The sequence below is a fragment of the Microbacterium sp. 10M-3C3 genome (genome assembly GCF_003931875.1).
Taxonomy (GTDB): domain Bacteria; phylum Actinomycetota; class Actinomycetes; order Actinomycetales; family Microbacteriaceae; genus Microbacterium.
In genome coordinates, this window is the sequence record NZ_CP034245.1 from 1,653,475 (window position 1) to 1,670,140 (window position 16,666).

Sequence of the window (16,666 nt, forward strand, 5' to 3'; positions counted from 1 at the left end):
GGTCACCGCCCCTCGATCGTGACGGCCTCGTCGCCGTCGACCTCGGCGAGACGCACGAACACGCGCTCGTCGCGCGCGCTCGGGAGGTTCTTGCCGACGAAGTCGGGGCGGATCGGCAGTTCGCGGTGGCCGCGGTCGATGAGGGTGGCGAGGCGCACGACCGCGGGGCGTCCGATGTCCTGCAGCGCGTCGAGGGCGGCGCGGATGCTGCGACCCGAGAAGAGCACGTCGTCGACGAGCACCACCGTCTTGCCGTCGATGCCGCCGCGCGGGATCTGGGTCGGACGCGGCGCGCGCGTGGGCTGGCGGTGCAGGTCGTCGCGGTACATGGTCACGTCGAGGGCGCCGACGGGCACGGACGCGCCGCCGAACTCGCCCACGAGGGATCCGATGCGCTCGGCGAGGGTGACACCCCGTGTCGGGATGCCGAGGAGGACGAGTCCGTCCGGTCCGCGATTGGACTCGAGGATCTCGTGTGCGATGCGGGTCAGCGCACGGGCGATGTCGGCGCTGTGCAGGACGATGCGGGGCTGCCCGGTGGGCGTGCTCATCCGCCGCTCCCTTCTCCGCCTCACAGGACGGGGTTAAAGGTTGCTGGGGTTTCCCCCACCTTACCGGAACCGAGGGTCAGGCCGCGGGCTCGGCGGCGGGCTCCTCGGCACGGGCCGAGCGGATGGGGTGGCCCTGGCTCGTGAGGCACCGACCGGAGGCGAGGTCCCACTTCCAGTCGTGCAGGCTGCACGTGAGGACGCCGTCCTCGATCTTGCCGGTCTTGGTGAGGTCGGCCCGCAGGTGCGGGCAGCGCCGCTGCACGACCCAGTCGTCCAGCTGCACGTCCTCCGTCTGGTCCGTCTGCTCCGCGTACCAGTTCTCGACGTACTCGATGCGGTCGCGCGACAGGCACTTGAGGAAGGTCGTGAGGAACTCGTTGAACTTGCCCGAGCGCCCGACCGAGAACTGCATCGACAGGAAGATCGAGTTCGACCAGTCGATCTCGTGATCGCGGATGTTCGTCGAGACGAGATCGGCCGGGATCGTGTACCAGTAGATGCACTCCTCCCCCGCGTACTCCCGCAGCTTCGCCTTGGGGAAGTCGACGACCATGTCGAGCTCGCCGATGCGGAAGCGCACGTTGCCGCCGACGCCGTTGCGGATCGTCCGCGCCCGGCGCAGCAGCGGCTCCCACCACTCCTTGAGCGCCGCAAGCATCTCGGCGGGCGGGATGATCTCGGCACGGGTGGCGATCTCGGCGCGGATCTCGTCCTGACGCGTGTCGCGCTGCTCGGCGAGGTAGGACCACTTGTCGTCGAACACGCGCGCCAGCTCGGCCTCGTCGTAGAGCGTCTGGGTGACGGTCAGCCGGCCGCCCTCGATGTCGACCTGCGTGCCCGGCACGAACAGGTAGCCCTTCTGCTGCGGTCGCACCTCCGCCATGTGGGCGAGGAACTGCGCCTGGTCGGTGAAGATCGAGTCGTCGTGTTCGCCGGTGCCGTTGTAGCGGAACAGCTCTTCGCGCAGGAACATGGGGGGCCCGGCCATCGGGAAGACGTGCTCGGCGTCGACCTTCTCGATGTAGTACATCGCCCGCTTGTTCTGCGCGTCGCGCTTGAGCTTCGCGAAGTTCTGCTTCGCGTCCTCGGGCAGGTCGTACACCATCGGCCACCAGATGGCGCCCGACACCTGTGTGAAGTACGCCTCGGGCTTGGAGAACGCCATCAGCGCGTCGAGGTCGAGCGGGTGCGAGTCGTTCTGGTTGAGGATGCTCGCGGTGCCGTCGTCGACGCTCAGCGACGAGTCGCCGATCGGCCCGTCGCTCGGGGCGCGCAGCGGCGTCACCATGAGCTTCAGGTCGCCGAACTCCAGCGGCACACCCGCCTGCGTGTAGACGACGTTGTCGTAGCCGGCGGCGCGGAGGTCGCGCTCGAGGTCGTCGGTGGGGTACTCCGGCAGCAGCACGCGAATGTCCTTCGGCACGTAGCGCTCGAGCAGCGCGGTGTCGAAGTGGTCGCGGTGGCGGTGCGAGATGTACAGGAAGTCGGCCGTGCCGAACCGCTCCCAGTCGAGCCCCCGGTTGTCGGGGAACGGGAACCACGAGCCGAAGAAGCTCGGACCGATCACCGGGTCGCACAGGATGCTCCCGCCCGCCGTCTCGATGAACATCCCGGCGTGTCCGAGGCCCGTGATCCGCATGTCGCTCCGTCCGTCGCTGAACCCCGAAAGTCTACGCGGCCCCGCCGGGGAGCTCCGGGGCGACGCGTCAGGGTTCGAACAGGCCGCGCAGGTCGTCGGCGTCCAGCGCGCTCGCGAACGGCTCGCCGTCGTCGAGCACGGCGCGGAAGAGCTCGGCCTTGCGCCGCTGCAGGGCGGCCACCTTCTGCTCGATGGTGTCGGCGGCGAGCATGCGGTACACGAACACGGGCCGCGTCTGCCCGATGCGGTGCACGCGATCGATCGCCTGGTCCTCGGCGGCCGGGTTCCACCACGGGTCGAGGAGGAACACGTAGTCCGCCTCGGTGAGGGTGAGGCCGAAGCCGCCGGCCTTGAGGCTGATGAGGAACACCGGTGCGTCGGAGTCGCGGAAGCCCTCCACGACCGCGTCGCGACCGGTCGTCGACCCGTCGAGCCACGCGAACGGCAGCCCCGCGGCGTCGAGGCGCTCCGCGGCCAGGCGCAGGAACGACGTGAACTGGCTGAACACGAGCGCGCGGTGCCCCTCGGCGGCGACCTCCGTGAGGCGCTCCAGCAGCGCGTCGAGCTTGGCCGAGCCCAGCGCTGCATCCCGTTCGTCCAGGAGGGCGGGGGCCAGGCTCAGCATCCGCAGGAGCGTCAGCGAGCGGAACACGATGAAGCGATTGCGGTCGAGGTCGTCGAGGAGGCCCAGCACCTTCTGGCGTTCGCGTTGCAGCACGGCGTCGTAGCGCGCGCGGTGACCCGGTGCCAGCTCGACCACGAGCTCCTGCTCCTGCTTGGGCGGCAGGTCTGCGGCGACGAGGTCCTTCGTGCGACGCAGCACGAACGGGCGGATGCGGCGCCGCAGCCGCGCGAGGACGCGGGCCCGCTCGGCGGCCGAGGCCGCGCGCGACAGGTCGGTGTTGGCCGCGGCCGGGGCTCCCTCGACGGGGCGCACGTACTCCTCGCGGAAGCGCCGGGCCGAGGGGAACAGGCCGGGGTCGGTGAGCGAGAGGAGCGCCCACAGCTCGGTGAGGCTGTTCTCCAGGGGCGTGCCGGTGAGCGCGTAGACCGCGGCGGCGCGCAGCCCCCGCACAGTTTGGTGGACGCGCGTGGCGGGGTTCTTCACGAACTGCGCCTCGTCGAGCACGACCCCTGCCCATTCGACCGCCTGGAAGGCGTCGGCGTCCCGCCGCAGCACGGCGTAGGACACCACCACGACGTCGGCCGCGTCGGCGAGCTCAGCGACGCGCACGCCGCTGCGCGCCTGGGTCGCCGCGGCCGTGCGCACCGCGAGGTCGGGCGCGAAACGCTCGGCCTCGCGGCGCCACGTGCCCAGCAGCGATGTCGGGGCGACGACGAGGAAGGGGCGAGCGCCCCGCTCGCGCGCGCGCAGGACCAGCGCGAGGGTCTGCAGGGTCTTCCCGAGCCCCATGTCGTCGGCGAGGATGCCGCCGAGCCGGTGCGCCCACAGGAACGCCAGCCACGCGAAGCCGTCGCGCTGATACGGGCGCAGCTCTGCGGTGAGCCCCGCCGGCGGCTCCGGCGCCGGCACATCCGTCGTATCACGCAGGCCCGCGACGAGCTCACGCCATGCGCGAGCGGGCTCGGCCGCGTCGGCGAGGTCGACGAAGTCCTCCCACAGCGACAGGGCCTCACGCGGCAGCCGCGGGCCGCTCTCCCACTCGTCGAGCTCGGCCGCTTCGTCCAGGAGCTCCTTCAGGCGCTGCAGCGCGGGGTGCGCGAGCGAGAAGTAGGCCCCGTCCGACAGCAGCAGGCGCCGACGTCCGCGCGAGAGCGCGCGGAATAACGTCCCGAACGGAATCGTCCGGCCGTCGATCGTGACGATGACCCCGAGTCCGAACCAGTCCCGGTCGGGGCCTTCGACGGTGGAGACGCGGATCGCGGGGTCGCCCGTGAGCTCGCGGTATGCCGGCCGCTCGCCCGACACGTCGATGCGCACGTCGGGCAGGCTCTCCAGCGCCGGGAGCGCCCGGGCGGCGAACTCCGCGGCGACGACGCCTTCCAGCTCGCTGCGCGGCGCGAACGGCACGGACGACGCGCTTGCCCATCGCTCGGCCACGCGGTCGAGGATGCCGGCCTCCGCCGCGTCCTGACGGAAGGGCGCCGGGCTGCCGCCGGCGTCGATCGCCACGGGCTCCCGACCCGCGTAGGTCCACTCCAGTCGGAAGCGGACGACGTGGCGCGGGGCGAATTCCACCGAGATCCGCAGGGTCGGCCGGTCCAGGGCCGGGAGCGGCACGGCGCGCTCCGCGCTCACACGGGCGCTGCGCGCGATCACCGGGTACGCGTCGGCGAGGAACTCGGCCGCCTCCGCGGGGGGAACCGGGATCGGCGAGCCGCGGAGCAGGGCTGGGAGCGGATCGGGCAGCGCCACGGGGGCGAGCACGACGGGGATCGGGTCGCGGTCGAGCCCGAAAGCGAAGACGCCCGCGCGGCCGAGAGGCCTCACCGTGCCGACGGGCGCCTCCACCCCGTCGATCGTCGCGCGCGCCGTCACCGTGAGCCCGTCGGTGGGAGAGCCTGCGATCCGCACGTCGACCTCCGCTGCATCCGCCATGCGCACGTCCTGCTGCGGATGCGTTGCGACGATCGCGATGCCCCGCGCCGCCGCCTCGCGCAGGTGCGGCCACAGGTGCGCGGAGTCGACGGTGTCGAGCACGAGCCACTCGGCGACGACCGCGAACGGCCCGGTCGGCCGCGGGGCGGCGGCGATGCCGTGCAGCTCCGTGAACCATGCCGCGTGCTCGGGCCGGAAGCGTTCGGGATGACGGCGCACGAGGTCCCACGACACGTCGCCTTTGATCCACCCCCGTGCGCCGCGCACGAGCGGGCGCACCGCGAGCATCAGCTCGTCCTGCCGGCGGGCGAGCTCGCGCGGGGTGGCGGCGCTCACGCCGCGCGGGTCCCAGCGCGCCGCGTCGTAGGCGTCGCGCTGGCGCAGCTCGACGCCGAGGGCCAGGGGCTCGCGCGCGCCGGCGTCGCCGGCCGGCAGCAGCGATCGCCACGACGTCGCGGCGCGATTGCGGTCGGAGGATCCGCCCCGCCCCGCGAGCGTCGTCATGCGCGTGGTCGCGGCATCAGGACGCGCGCGAGATCCGCCCGAGCACGCCGTGGACGAAGGCGCCGGAGTCGTCCGTGGAGAACTCCTTCGCGAGCTCCACCGCCTCGTCGATCGCGACGGCCGCGGGCACCTCGTCGTTGTAGAGGATCTCCCACGTGCCGATGCGCAGCAGCGCCCGGTCGACCGCGGGCATGCGCGCGAGCGTCCAGTCCTTCGCGAACGTCGTGATCTGCTCGTCGATCGCCTCGCGATTGTCGATCACGCCGTCGACGATCTCGCGCGCGTACAGCCACGACGCCTCGCGCGCGGGCTCGTTCGCGGCGCGGCGCGCCTCGGCGGCCAGCACGGCGCCGACCTCCTCACCGCGGACGTCGGCGGAGAACAGGATGTCGAGGGCGCGCTTGCGCGCCTTCGTGCGGGCACTCATCGATGCTGGCCCCGCGCGTCAGTTGACGCGGCCGAGGTAATCGCCCGTGCGCGTGTCGACCTTGACCTTCGTGCCGGTCTCCAGGAACAGCGGCACCTGGATCTCGTACCCGGTCTCGACGGTGGCCGGCTTCGTGCCCGCCGACGAGCGGTCGCCCTGCAGGCCGGGCTCGGTGTAGGTGATCTCGAGCACGACCGAGGCCGGAAGGTCGATGTACAGCGGGTTGCCGTTGTTCGTGGCGATCGTGACCTGCTGGTTCTCCAGGAGGAAGTTCGCCGCGTCGCCCACGACGGCGGCGGGGACGTTGATCTGGTCGTAGTCGCTCGTGTCCATGAACACGAAGCTGTCGCCGTCGCTGTACAGGTACGTGAAGTCGCGGCGGTCGACGTTCTCGATGTCGATCTTCGCGCCGGCGTTGTACGTCTTGTCGACGACCTTGCCGGTGACGACGTTCTTCAGCTTGGTGCGCACGAACGCCCCGCCCTTGCCGGGCTTGACGTGCTGGAACTCCACGACGCTCCACAGCTGTCCGTCGATGTTCAGCACGACGCCGTTCTTGATGTCTGCGGTGGAGGCCATGGGTCGAGAGGTCCGTTTCGTCAGGGAATGGGGTGGGTGGGCGCCACGTCAGGGCGCGACCCAGCGCATCAGTCTACGGGATGCACCGGACGCGGCCCCGGGCGCTCAGCCGTCGGCGCGCCCGGTGATGACGTCGATGAGGAGCGCGACCGCCCGCGCGTAGCCGGCGACGCCCTCTCCCACGACGTGCACGGCGGCGACATCGGCGATGTACGAGTGCTGCCGGAAGTCCTCGCGCGCCGACAGGTCGGAGATGTGCACCTCGGCGACCGGCAGCGCGATCGCGCTCAGCGCGTCCCGCAGCGCGATCGAGGTGTGCGTGTACCCGCCCGCGTTGATGACGATGCCCGCGCAGTCCTCGCGCGCGTCCTGAATCGCGTCGATGAGCACGCCCTCGTGGTTGCTCTGCACGGCGCGCACCTCGAACCCGCGGGCGGCCGCCGCATCCGTCGTCAGCTTCTCGACGTCGGCGAGCGTCGCCGTGCCGTAGATCCCCGGCTCGCGCGTGCCGAGCAGGTTGAGGTTCGGGCCGTTGACGAGGAGGAGGCGGCGATCGGTCACGATCGTCACGGTATCAGCGCACGGCGGCCGGAACGGCGGCCTCGGTCGCCGCGGCGGCGGGCGCCGACGCGTCGATGCGCTCCGCGCCCGCGTAGACGTTGAGCGAGGCGCCGCGGGAGAAGCCGACGAGGGTGAGGCCGCGCGCGGCCGCGAGATCGACGGCCAGGGACGACGGCGCCGACACAGCGGCGAGCATCGGGATCCCCGCCATCGCCGCCTTCTGGACGAGCTCGAAGCTCGCCCGGCCCGACACCTGGAGCACGACGCCGCGCAGCGGCAGGCGGTCGTTCAGGGCCGCCCACCCGACGACCTTGTCGACGGCGTTGTGCCGGCCCACGTCCTCCCGCACGACGAGCGCTTCGCCCGTGGCCGCGTCGAAGAGCCCGGCGGCGTGCAGGCCCCCGGTCTTGTCGAACACGGCCTGCTCAGCGCGCAGCCGGTCGGGCAGGGTGGCGAGATCCTCGAGCGCGATACGCATCGCGTCCTCCGACACGTCGTATGCCGACACCGTCTCGACCGCCTCGATCGACGCCTTGCCGCACACGCCGCACGAGCTGGTCGTGTAGAACGTCCGCGCCACCTCCGGCGCGGGCGGGGCCACCCCCGCCGCGAGCGTGAGGTCGAGCACGTTGTAGGTGTTGCCCTCGCCGCCGGTCCCCGGCCCGCCGCAGTGGATGGCACCGGCGAACTGGTCGCCGCGCGAGAGGACGCCCTCCGACACGAGGAACCCGACCGCGAGTTCGACGTCGTGGCCCGGGGTGCGCATCGTGACGGCGAGCGGACGGCCGCCCACGCGGATCTCCAGCGGCTCCTCGACGGCGAGCGTGTCGGGGCGCCGGCGTTCGGTGCCGTCGGTGCGCAGCGTCAGGACGGGCTTGCGGGCGGTGATGCGACCCATGTTCGCCTCCGGAATGCGTGGCGTCGGACGGACGTGCCTCCTCCGATGCTAGGCGGCCTGTGCGCGGGTGGCGCGGACGGATAGCGTGGGGCGATGCCGCTCCCCCGCGATCTCGTCGCCGTGATCGTCGCGGGCGGCCGGGGCGCACGCATGGGCGGGGTGCACAAGCCGGCACTGCAGCTGGCCGGACGGAGCCTCCTGCACCGCGTCGTCACGGCGGCAGCCCGCGTCGCGTCCGCGCCGGCGATCGTGGTCGGGCCGGCGGTCGAGGGCGTCGAAGGAGTGCGCTGGGTGCGTGAGGACCCGCCCTTCGGCGGCCCCGCGGCGGCGATCGCGGCTGCGCTGCCGCACGTGACGGCGGAGTGGATGCTGCTCCTCGCCGCGGACCTCGCCCGCCCCGACGACGTGGTCGATCTGCTCGCGTCGGCGACGCCCGGGCCCGATGGCGTGCACTTGCGTGACGCCGACGCCCGCGACCAGTGGCTCGCGGGCGTGTACCGCGTCGACGCCGTGCGCGACCGGGTCGGGACGGGAGCCCGGGCGGCGGGGTCATCGATGCGCGACATCGTCGCCGGGCTCGAGCAGGCCGTCCTGGCGGCCCCGTCCGCCGTGACCGCCGATGTCGACACGTGGGACGATCTGGAACGGGCCCGCACGGGCTCCGAGGAGGGACGACGATGACCGCTGCGCACGCACCGCTGCCGCCGGAGGCGCTCGACGGCTGGGCCGACGCCCTGCGCGAGCACTTCCAGCTGGGCGCCGACGACATCCCCATCGCTGCCGTGCTGGACCTCGCGCGCGACGTGGCGAACGGCGTCGCCCGCCCCGCGGCGCCCCTCAGCGCGTTCGTCGCGGGGCTGGCGGCCGGCCGCGCGGGCGGCAGCCCCGCCGACGCCCGTGCCGCGATCGACGCCGTGGTGGCGCTGGCGCACGAGTGGCCCGTGCGCGGGGACGCCGCATCCGGCTGACGGTCAGGGGGCGTGCGGTTCGAGCCGCACGATGATCGACTTCGAGGTGGGCGTGCCGCTGCCGTCGGCGATCGACTCCAACGGCACGAGCACGTTCGTCTCGGGGTAATAGGCGGCGGCGTTGCGGCGCGGCGTGTCGTACGCGACAGTGCGGAAGGCTCGCGCGACGCGCTCCTCGACCGTGCCGTCGGGCGCCGTCCACTCCGACACCAGATCGACGATGTCGCCGTCCTGCAGCCCCCGCTCGGCCAGATCGTCCGCGTGCGCGAACACGACCCGGCGGCCGTTGTAGACCCCGCGGTACCGGTCGTCGGTGCCGTAGATCGTGGTGTTGTACTGATCGTGCGAGCGCAGAGTCTGCAGCAGCAGCCGCCCCTCCGGGATGTGCGGGTACTCCAGCGGGTTGGCCGTGAAGTGGGCGAGTCCGTCGGGGGTCGCGAAGGTCCGGTCGTCGCGCGGGCCGTTGGGGAGGACGAACGTGCGCCCGCCGGCGATGCGCTCCTCGAAGTCGTCGAAGCCGGGTACGACGTGGGAGATGTGCCGGCGGATCTGCGAGTAGTCCTCGGCGAGGGCCGCCCAGTCGGCGCGCGGCACGTTCGGGGAGTCCTCGCGGCCCGCGAAGACCAGCTCCGCGATCCGCGCGATGATCGTCGGCTCCGACGGCAGGTCGTCGGCCGGCGGCCGCAGCCGCCCGCGTGACGCGTGCACAGCCGACATGGAATCCTCGACGGTGACGCGCTGCTCGCCGCCGCGCCGGCGGTCGCGGTCGGTGCGCCCGAGAGTCGGGAGGATGAGCGCGCGCTCCCCCGTGACGACGTGCGAGCGGTTGAGCTTCGTCGACACCTGGACCGTCAGCCCCACGCGGCGCAGGGCCGCCTCGGTGACCTCGGTGTCGGGGGTAGCGCTGACGAAGTTCCCACCCATCGCCATGAAGAACCGGGCGCGGCCGTCGCGCATCGCGCGGATGGCCTGCACGGTGTCGTAGCCGTGCTCGCGCGGGGCGTAGAAGTCGAACTCGGCGTCGAGCGCGGCGAGGAAGCCCTCGTGCGGCTTCTCGTAGATGCCCATCGTGCGGTCGCCCTGCACGTTCGAGTGGCCGCGCACGGGGCACAGTCCCGCTCCCGCGCGCCCGAGGTTCCCTTGCAGCAGCAGGACGTTCACGACGTCGCGGAGCGTCGCGACCGCGTGCTTGTGCTGCGTGAGACCCATCGCCCAGCACACGATCGTGCGCGGCGACTCGCGCACGAGATCGGCGATGCGGCGCAGCTCGGCCTGCGCGATGCCGCTCGCGCGCTCGAGCTCCTCCCAGCCGACGGATGCCACGGCGCGGCGGTACTCGTCGAGGCCGCTCGTGTGCCGGGTGATGAAGTCCGTGTCGAGCACTCCGCCGTCGCGCTCCTCGCACTCGAGCAGGTGCTTGCCGATGGCCTGGAACAGGGCCTGATCGCCGCCCGAGCGGATCTGCACGAACTCGTCGGCGATCCGCGTGCCGCCCAGGATGACCCCGCGCGGGGTCTGCGGGTTCTCGAAGCGGATGAGACCGGCCTCGGGGAGCGGGTTCACCGCGACGATGGTCGCACCGTTCTGCTTGGCCTTCTCCAGGGCGCTCAGCATGCGCGGATGGTTCGTGCCGGGGTTCTGGCCCGCGACGATCAGGAGCGACGCCTCGTGGACGTCGTCGAGCGACACCGTCCCCTTGCCGATGCCGATCGTCTCCACGAGCGCCGTGCCGCTGGATTCGTGGCACATGTTGGAGCAGTCGGGCAAGTTGTTGGTCCCGAGGCCGCGGACGAGCAGCTGGTACAGGAAGGCCGCCTCGTTGGAGGTCCGGCCCGACGTGTAGAAGATCGCCTCGTCGGGGTCGTCGAGCGCGACGAGGGCATCGGCGACGATCCGGTAGGCGTCGTCCCACGAGATCGGGCGGTAGTGCGTGTCGCCGGCGTCGAGCATCATCGGCGTCGTCAGCCGTCCCTGCTGTCCGAGCCAGTAGTCGTCGTGCGCGGCGAGCTCGGCCACCGGGTGCGCCGCGAAGAAGTCGGGGCCGACCCGGCGGATCGTGGCCTCCTCGGCGACGGCCTTCGCGCCGTTCTCGCAGAACTCGGCGATGTGGCGCTTGTCGGCCTCGGGCCACGCGCAGCCGGGGCAGTCGAAGCCGTCCTTCTGGTTGACGCGGCTGAGCGTGCGGGCCGTACGCGCGACGCCCATCTGGTCCACCGAGATCTGAAGGGCGTGGGCGACCGCCGGGACGCCCACGGCCACGCGCTTGCGGGCGCCGACCCGCACGCGATTCTCGTCGATGTCATCCCTCGGGGGCTTCTTCGCCATGGGGCGAGCCTAAGCGATTGTCGACAATCTGGGCGCGATCGCACGTCAGGCGCCGGCGGGCGTCTCCTGCGCGAAGACGAGTTCGAGCCCGTTCGGACCGGTGAACGCGGCACCCGTCGGCACGAACCCCGCGCGGCGGTATGCGCGCTGGGCCCGGGTGTTCGACGCGTGCACGGTCAGCTGCACGCGATCGTGGCCGATCGAGCGGGCCCACGCGATCGCCGCCGCCAGGAGCGCGTCGATCGTGCCCGATCCGCGGTGCTCGGGACGCACGTACACCGCGACGATGTCGGCGTGCGCCGGCACGTCGCCCTCCGCCGGCCGGCTGAGCACCGTCGCCGAGCCCACCCACTCGTCGTCGACGACCGCCACGAACTGCGCGTCCGCGTCGCCGGCGGCGGTGCGCTCGGCCCGGCGTCGCCAGAAGTCGTCCGGCTGCACCGACGCGCGATCGAGCGAGCCGTAGAACGCGATCCCTGCGTCGGGGTCGCCCAGGGCCGCGAGGCGGAGCTCACGGACGCGCTCCCACTCGTCCGCGTGCACGCGCCGCACGGCGAGGCTCACCCCGCGACCTCCTGATAGGCCGCGAACAGCAGCGACTCGTCGGGGGCCTGCAGCACCGTGGGCCGGGCGATGTCGTCGAGGACGATGAAGCGCAGCATCCCGCCGCGGCTCTTCTTGTCGCGCTGCATGGTGGCCAGCAGCTGCGGCCACGCGCCCGCGCGGTAGGTCAGGGGAAGTCCCAGCGCACCGAGGACGTCGCGATGGCGCTGCACCGCCGCATCCGGGAGCCGGCCGGCCAGGCGCGACAGCTCGGCGGCGAAGACCATGCCGATCGAGATGGCGGCGCCGTGACGCCACCGGTAGCGCTCGGCGTGCTCGATCGCGTGGCCGAGCGTGTGCCCGTAGTTCAGCACTTCGCGCAATCCGGCCTCGCGCAGGTCGTCGCCGACGACGCGGGCCTTCATGTCGATCGCGAGCTCGATCGCCCGGCGGAACGGCTCGCTGCGCGGATCGACCACGGCCACGGGGTCTGCCTCGATGAGGTCGAGGATCTCGGCGTGCCAGATGAACCCCGCCTTGACGACCTCCGCGAAGCCCGCGACGCGCTCGTTGGGGGACAGCCCGTCGAGGAGGTCGAGGTCGCACACGACGGCGCGCGGCGGCCAGAACGCGCCCACGAGGTTCTTTCCCTCGGCGGTGTTGATGCCGGTCTTGCCGCCCACGGCGGCGTCGACCATGCCGAGCACCGTCGTCGGCACCTGCACGACGGCGATGCCGCGCAGCCACGTCGCGGCGACGAATCCGGCGAGGTCGGTCACGGCGCCGCCGCCGAAGCCGACGATCGCGTCGGTGCGGGTGAAGTCGGACTGCCCGAGGATCTGCCAGCAGAACGCGGCGACCTCGACGCGCTTGCCCTGCTCCGCATCCGGGATCTCGGCGAGGAGCACCTCGCGATCGCCGAGCAGCGACTGACGCAGCGCCGCCGCCTGTTCGGCGAGGGTGGGCGGGTGGATCACGAGCACCTTCCGGGCCGCATCCGGCAGGACCTCGCCGAGCGTGTCGAGCACACCGCGACCGATCGTGACGTCGTACGGGGCGTCGCCGGCAACGGTGATGACGGTGGTGCTCATGTGTGACTCGTTCCGGTCGGGGCGATGCGCCACCAGCGCACCACGGCGTCGACGACCGCCTGCAGCGGCCCGTGTGAGGTGTCGAAGGTCGCGTCGGCGACCTCCTCGTAGAGGGGGCGGCGCTGCGCGTAGATCTCCTGCCATCGCGCGACCAGGTCGTCGCCAGCGACGAGGGGGCGATGTCCGCCGCGGATGCGCCCGCCGACGATCTCGGGGGCGACCGTGAGGAAGGCGACGCGGTGGGCGCCGAGGTCTTCCCGCGTCTGCGGATCCAGCACCGCCCCGCCGCCGAGCGACACCACGCCGCCCGACGCGAGCGCCGCGGCCACGGCGTCCCGCTCGAGCCGCCGGAACTCCGCCTCGCCGCGTTCGGCGAAGAGGACGGGGATCGGGCCGTGCTCGCGCACGACCGCCGCATCCGTGTCGGTGAAGGGCAGGCCGATCGCGCGCGCCACGCGGCGGCCGATGCTCGTCTTGCCGGCGCCCATCGGGCCGATCAGGACGAGCGCGTCAGGCACTGCCGTCGGACGCGGCCAGGGTGGCGTCGGTGGTCGCGGTCGTGCGCAGCTGGCGGTCGATCGCGTCGAGGTAGCCGAGCAGGTTGCGACGCGTCTCGCCGACACTGTCGCCGCCGAACTTCTCCAGCACCGCCTCGGCCAGGACGATCGCGGTCATCGCCTCGGCGACGACGCCCGCGGCCGGCACCGCGCACACGTCGGAGCGCTGGTGGTGCGCGGATGCGGCCTCGCCCGTGGCGACGTCGATCGTGCGCAGGGCGTGGGGAACGGTCGCGATCGGCTTCATGCCCGCGCGGACACGCAGCACGGTGCCCGTCGACATGCCGCCCTCGGTGCCGCCGGCCCGGTCGGTCGCGCGCGCGATGCCGTCGGCCGTGGCGAAGAGCTCGTCGTGCGCCTGCGATCCGCGACGCGTCGTGGTGAGGAAGCCGTCACCGACCTCGACGCCCTTGATCGCCTGGATGCTCATGAGCGCCTGCGCGAGCTTGCCGTCAAGGCGGCGGTCCCAGTGCACGTGCGAGCCGAGCCCCGGCGGCAGACCATACGCGAGCACCTCCACGACGCCACCGAGGGTGTCGCCGTCTTTGCGGGCCGCGTCGACCTCGGCGACCATGCGCTCGCTCGTGGCGGCGTCGAAGCAGCGCAGCGGATCCGCGTCGAGCGCGTCGACGTCGTCGGGGGTGGGCAGCGCCGCGTCCTCCGGGACGCGCACGGGACCGATCGAGAGCGTGTGGCTGACGAGGCGGATGCCGAGCTCGCCCAGGAACGCACGCGCGAGGGCGCCGAGCGCGACGCGCGCGGCGGTCTCTCGGGCGCTCGCGCGCTCGAGGACGGGGCGCGCCTCGTCGAAGTCGTACTTCTGCATGCCCACGAGGTCGGCGTGCCCGGGGCGGGGGCGCGTGAGCGCCGCACCGCGTCCGCGCGAGCGGTCGGTCAGCTCGACGGGCTCGGGGCTCATCACCTCGACCCACTTCGGCCATTCGGTGTTGGTGATGCGCAGGGCGATGGGGCTCCCGAGCGACACGCCGTGCACGACGCCGGACGAGATCGTCAGCTCGTCCTCTTCGAACTTCATGCGCGAACCGCGACCGTAGCCGAGCTTGCGGCGGGCGAGATCAGCGCGGATGGCCGACGACGCGATGGGGACGCCCGAGGGCAGTCCCTCCATGATGGCGACGAGTTCGGGGCCGTGCGATTCGCCGGCCGTGAGCACGCGGAGCATTCCCCTAGTCTCCCACGAGCGCACGGCGCATCGCCGCGAGGACGGCAGGCTCCGACTGCACCGGCCGGGCGGGATCGCCCGCCACGAACACGCGCACCTGGAGGAGCGCCTGGTGCAGCAGCATCGGCAGACCGGACACGGCGGCGGACCCGGCGGCCACCCACGCCTCGGCCAGCGCGGTGGGCCATCCGCCGTACACGACGTCGACGAGGAGCCCGCCGTGCTGGGCGAGGGGCGCGGCCGCTGCGCCGAGATCGGTGCCGCCGGGAAGGGTCGACACGGTCACGTCGACGCGGGCGGCAGGCGTGCTGCCGAAGCGTGCCGCGGTCACCTCGATGTCGAGCGCCGACCCGAGCGCTGCGAGCGGGGCGACCGCCTCGGTCCGCCGCGCCACGACCTCCACGTCGCGGGCACCGAGGTCGGCGAGGGCGACAAGGGCGGAGGTGGCGGTCGCTCCCGCGCCGAGAATCCGCGCCCGCTCCACGCGCTCGACGCCCTGCTCGTGGAGGGCGCGGACGAGACCGCCGACGTCGGTGTTGAAGCCCCGCGGTCCCTCGGCGGTGAGCACGAGGGTGTTCACAGCACCGGTGCGCTCGGCCGCCGCATCCAGGGTCACGGCGGTGCGCGCGGCGATGGATTTGAGGGGCATCGTGAGCGACAGGCCGCGCCAGGACGCGTCCAGCGCCGCGAGCGCTGCCGGGAACGCCGCCTCGTCGACCCGCGCGCGCCCGTACTCCCAGTCGACCTCGAGCACGCGATAGGCGGCCGTGTGCAGCGCGGGCGACAGGCTGTGCGCGATGGGATCGCCCCACACCGCGAGGCGCGTGCCGGTCAGCATCCCGAGTCGGGGTGGTCCTTGCACCACGCGATCCACTGGTTCACCGCGGCCTGGTGCTCGTCGGCCGTCACGCTGAACACGGTCTCGCCGGTGTCGAGGTTCACCGTCACGAAGAACAGCCACGGGCCGTCGGCCGGCTTCATCGCCGCGTCGATCGCCAGGTCGCCGGGGTTGGAGATCGGCCCCTTCGGCAGCCCGTCGATGACGTACGTGTTCCACGGGTTGTCGTCGAACTGCGCCTCGCTGGAGGTGCTCGCCGAGCCCTCGTACAGCTCGCCGTAGCCGTACTGCGCGGTCGAGTCCATCTGCAGCTTCATGCCCTGGTCGAGGCGGTTCTGGATGACGCGCGACACCTTGTAGAAGTCGGCTTCGAAGCGGGCCTCGCGCTGGATGATCGACGCGATCGTGAGGATCCGCTCGCGCTGGTCCGCGGGCACACCCGCCGTGTCGAGCGACTGCACCGTGCGATCCACCATGCGCTGAAGGACCTGTGCGGCCGTGACGCCCGCGTCGAACTGGTAGGTCGCGGGGAACAGCCAGCCCTCGAGGCTCTCTGCGGCAACGCCGTAGGCCGCCGGTCCGGCGTCGACGGCCGCGCGGACCTGGTCGAGCGGGATCGCCATCTGGTCCGAGATGCGCTGCACGGTCTGCGCGACCGTCAGGCCCTCGGGCAGCTGCACGCGGTTCTCGAGCTTGTTCTGCGGGTCTTTGAGGGCCGCCAGCACTGCCTCGGACGTCATCTTCTGCTGCAGCTTGTAGACGCCCGGCTGGAAGGTGAAGACGACGTTGTTCTCGACCATGTAGTCGTACAGCGACGTCGGCGTTTTCACGACGCCCGCGTCGTACAGCTTCTGCGAGACCGGGCCACCGGTGTCGCCCGATGCGATCGTCACCTGCGCCTCGCCCGTGGCCTCACCGGCCGCGTAGTCATCGACCGTGGTCCCGGCGAAGAACTCCTGCACGCGCGTGCCGAAGGTGTTCCAGGCCCACAGGCCACCGCCGGCGACGCCGGCGATGAGGACGACGACGATGCCGATGGCGATCCAGCCGCCGGTGCGATTGCGCCGGCGCTGCGTGCGGGGGGGCGGCGCGCCGACCTGATCCGTCGTCGTGCGGCCGGTGAACAGGTCGTCGAGCGTGCCCGGTGTCGGAGCGGGCGCGGATGCCGTGCGGCGCCGAGGCGCACGCGCCGTCGCGGCGACCGGCTCCGCAGCCGCGGGCTCGACGGCGGGCGACTTCGCGGGGGCGGGCTCGGGCGCCGCCGGGCGCGCCGCGACGGGCTCCGCCGGACGCTCCGGCGCTGCGGCGTGCTCTTCCTGCGCGCGGGCCTGTCGCGCCGCGCGGCGTGACGTGGGTGCGCCGGTGTCCGCCGACCGCGCGTCGGGCAGCTTGCCGTACAGATCGGCGAACGGATCGTCGAAGGGCGACGGGCTGTCGGGCAT

At 72.6% G+C, this 16,666-nt stretch carries 16 protein-coding genes; 2 read left to right on the plus strand and 14 right to left on the minus strand.

Features of this window, described 5'->3' with window-relative positions:
* Positions 1-2 precede the first annotated feature (2 nt).
* From pyrR to fdhD, 7 genes are all read right to left on the minus strand, one after another.
* Positions 3-551: a bifunctional pyr operon transcriptional regulator/uracil phosphoribosyltransferase PyrR gene (gene pyrR, locus EI169_RS07910; protein WP_125131843.1), complete on the minus strand. Its 549-nt coding sequence runs from the start codon at positions 549-551 to the stop codon at positions 3-5.
* A gap of 76 nt (positions 552-627) precedes the next feature.
* Complete coding sequence (locus EI169_RS07915; protein WP_125131844.1) at positions 628-2,190, minus strand: Rieske 2Fe-2S domain-containing protein; 1,563 nt, start codon at positions 2,188-2,190, stop codon at positions 628-630.
* 67 nt (positions 2,191-2,257) lie between these two features.
* Positions 2,258-5,254 (minus strand): DEAD/DEAH box helicase, encoded by a 2,997-nt coding sequence (locus tag EI169_RS07920; RefSeq protein ID WP_125131845.1) that lies wholly within the window; start codon positions 5,252-5,254, stop codon positions 2,258-2,260.
* A 16-nt stretch (positions 5,255-5,270) separates the two neighbouring features.
* A complete protein-coding gene (gene nusB / locus EI169_RS07925; RefSeq protein WP_125131846.1) occupies positions 5,271-5,681 on the minus strand; it encodes a transcription antitermination factor NusB in 411 nt (136 codons plus the stop codon).
* Positions 5,682-5,699: 18 nt separating this feature from the next.
* Positions 5,700-6,260 (minus strand): elongation factor P, encoded by a 561-nt coding sequence (efp, locus tag EI169_RS07930; protein ID WP_125131847.1) that lies wholly within the window; start codon positions 6,258-6,260, stop codon positions 5,700-5,702.
* A gap of 105 nt (positions 6,261-6,365) precedes the next feature.
* Complete coding sequence (gene aroQ / locus EI169_RS07935; RefSeq protein WP_125133378.1) at positions 6,366-6,824, minus strand: type II 3-dehydroquinate dehydratase; 459 nt, start codon at positions 6,822-6,824, stop codon at positions 6,366-6,368.
* A 10-nt stretch (positions 6,825-6,834) separates the two neighbouring features.
* Positions 6,835-7,719 carry a formate dehydrogenase accessory sulfurtransferase FdhD gene (gene fdhD / locus EI169_RS07940; protein WP_125131848.1) on the minus strand — a complete coding sequence of 295 codons (885 nt, stop codon included), beginning with the start codon at positions 7,717-7,719 and terminating at the stop codon, positions 6,835-6,837.
* 93 nt (positions 7,720-7,812) lie between these two features.
* On the opposite strand from fdhD, the gene EI169_RS07945 reads away from it, so the two are divergent.
* Entirely contained in the window at positions 7,813-8,400 is a 588-nt protein-coding gene (locus EI169_RS07945; protein WP_125131849.1) for an NTP transferase domain-containing protein, read from the plus strand.
* Positions 8,397-8,687, plus strand: coding sequence for a DUF6457 domain-containing protein (locus EI169_RS07950; protein WP_125131850.1), 291 nt, complete (start codon positions 8,397-8,399; stop codon positions 8,685-8,687). The genes EI169_RS07945 and EI169_RS07950 overlap by 4 nt, the downstream gene beginning before the upstream one ends.
* A 3-nt stretch (positions 8,688-8,690) precedes the next feature.
* Here the strand turns inward: EI169_RS07950 and EI169_RS07955 are convergent, their stop codons facing one another.
* Genes EI169_RS07955 through mltG form a run of 7 tightly spaced genes read right to left on the minus strand, consistent with a single transcriptional unit; the run spans position 8,691 to position 16,666 of the window.
* Entirely contained in the window at positions 8,691-11,012 is a 2,322-nt protein-coding gene (locus tag EI169_RS07955) for an FdhF/YdeP family oxidoreductase (RefSeq protein WP_125131851.1), read from the minus strand.
* A gap of 45 nt (positions 11,013-11,057) precedes the next feature.
* On the minus strand, positions 11,058-11,576 hold the full coding sequence (locus EI169_RS07960) for a GNAT family N-acetyltransferase (RefSeq protein ID WP_125131852.1): 519 nt from the start codon (positions 11,574-11,576) through the stop codon (positions 11,058-11,060).
* Positions 11,573-12,646 (minus strand): 3-dehydroquinate synthase, encoded by a 1,074-nt coding sequence (gene aroB, locus EI169_RS07965; RefSeq protein WP_125131853.1) that lies wholly within the window; start codon positions 12,644-12,646, stop codon positions 11,573-11,575. The genes EI169_RS07960 and aroB overlap by 4 nt, the downstream gene beginning before the upstream one ends.
* Positions 12,643-13,164, minus strand: a complete 522-nt coding sequence (locus tag EI169_RS07970) for a shikimate kinase (protein ID WP_346427096.1) — start codon at positions 13,162-13,164, stop codon at positions 12,643-12,645. The genes aroB and EI169_RS07970 overlap by 4 nt, the downstream gene beginning before the upstream one ends.
* Positions 13,157-14,386: a chorismate synthase gene (gene aroC, locus EI169_RS07975; protein ID WP_125131854.1), complete on the minus strand. Its 1,230-nt coding sequence runs from the start codon at positions 14,384-14,386 to the stop codon at positions 13,157-13,159. The genes EI169_RS07970 and aroC overlap by 8 nt, the downstream gene beginning before the upstream one ends.
* A 4-nt stretch (positions 14,387-14,390) precedes the next feature.
* Complete coding sequence (locus EI169_RS07980; RefSeq protein WP_125133380.1) at positions 14,391-15,224, minus strand: shikimate dehydrogenase; 834 nt, start codon at positions 15,222-15,224, stop codon at positions 14,391-14,393.
* Complete coding sequence (mltG, locus tag EI169_RS07985) at positions 15,218-16,666, minus strand: endolytic transglycosylase MltG (protein WP_125131855.1); 1,449 nt, start codon at positions 16,664-16,666, stop codon at positions 15,218-15,220. Before mltG ends, EI169_RS07980 begins: the two co-directional genes overlap by 7 nt.

What these genes read in the sequence shown, in the direction of transcription:
- nusB (WP_125131846.1), bottom strand. Translation starts at nt 5,681, where the DNA reads ATGAGTGCCCGCACGAAGGCGCGCAAGCGCGCCCTCGACATCCTGTTC.
- EI169_RS07945 (WP_125131849.1), top strand. Translation starts at nt 7,813, where the DNA reads ATGCCGCTCCCCCGCGATCTCGTCGCCGTGATCGTCGCGGGCGGCCGG.
- efp (WP_125131847.1), bottom strand. Translation starts at nt 6,260, where the DNA reads ATGGCCTCCACCGCAGACATCAAGAACGGCGTCGTGCTGAACATCGAC.
- mltG (WP_125131855.1), bottom strand. Translation starts at nt 16,666, where the DNA reads ATGCCCGACAGCCCGTCGCCCTTCGACGATCCGTTCGCCGATCTGTAC.
- EI169_RS07955 (WP_125131851.1), bottom strand. Translation starts at nt 11,012, where the DNA reads ATGGCGAAGAAGCCCCCGAGGGATGACATCGACGAGAATCGCGTGCGG.
- EI169_RS07915 (WP_125131844.1), bottom strand. Translation starts at nt 2,190, where the DNA reads ATGCGGATCACGGGCCTCGGACACGCCGGGATGTTCATCGAGACGGCG.
- EI169_RS07980 (WP_125133380.1), bottom strand. Translation starts at nt 15,224, where the DNA reads ATGCTGACCGGCACGCGCCTCGCGGTGTGGGGCGATCCCATCGCGCAC.
- EI169_RS07920 (WP_125131845.1), bottom strand. Translation starts at nt 5,254, where the DNA reads ATGACGACGCTCGCGGGGCGGGGCGGATCCTCCGACCGCAATCGCGCC.
- pyrR (WP_125131843.1), bottom strand. Translation starts at nt 551, where the DNA reads ATGAGCACGCCCACCGGGCAGCCCCGCATCGTCCTGCACAGCGCCGAC.
- fdhD (WP_125131848.1), bottom strand. Translation starts at nt 7,719, where the DNA reads ATGGGTCGCATCACCGCCCGCAAGCCCGTCCTGACGCTGCGCACCGAC.
- aroB (WP_125131853.1), bottom strand. Translation starts at nt 12,646, where the DNA reads ATGAGCACCACCGTCATCACCGTTGCCGGCGACGCCCCGTACGACGTC.
- EI169_RS07950 (WP_125131850.1), top strand. Translation starts at nt 8,397, where the DNA reads ATGACCGCTGCGCACGCACCGCTGCCGCCGGAGGCGCTCGACGGCTGG.
- aroC (WP_125131854.1), bottom strand. Translation starts at nt 14,386, where the DNA reads ATGCTCCGCGTGCTCACGGCCGGCGAATCGCACGGCCCCGAACTCGTC.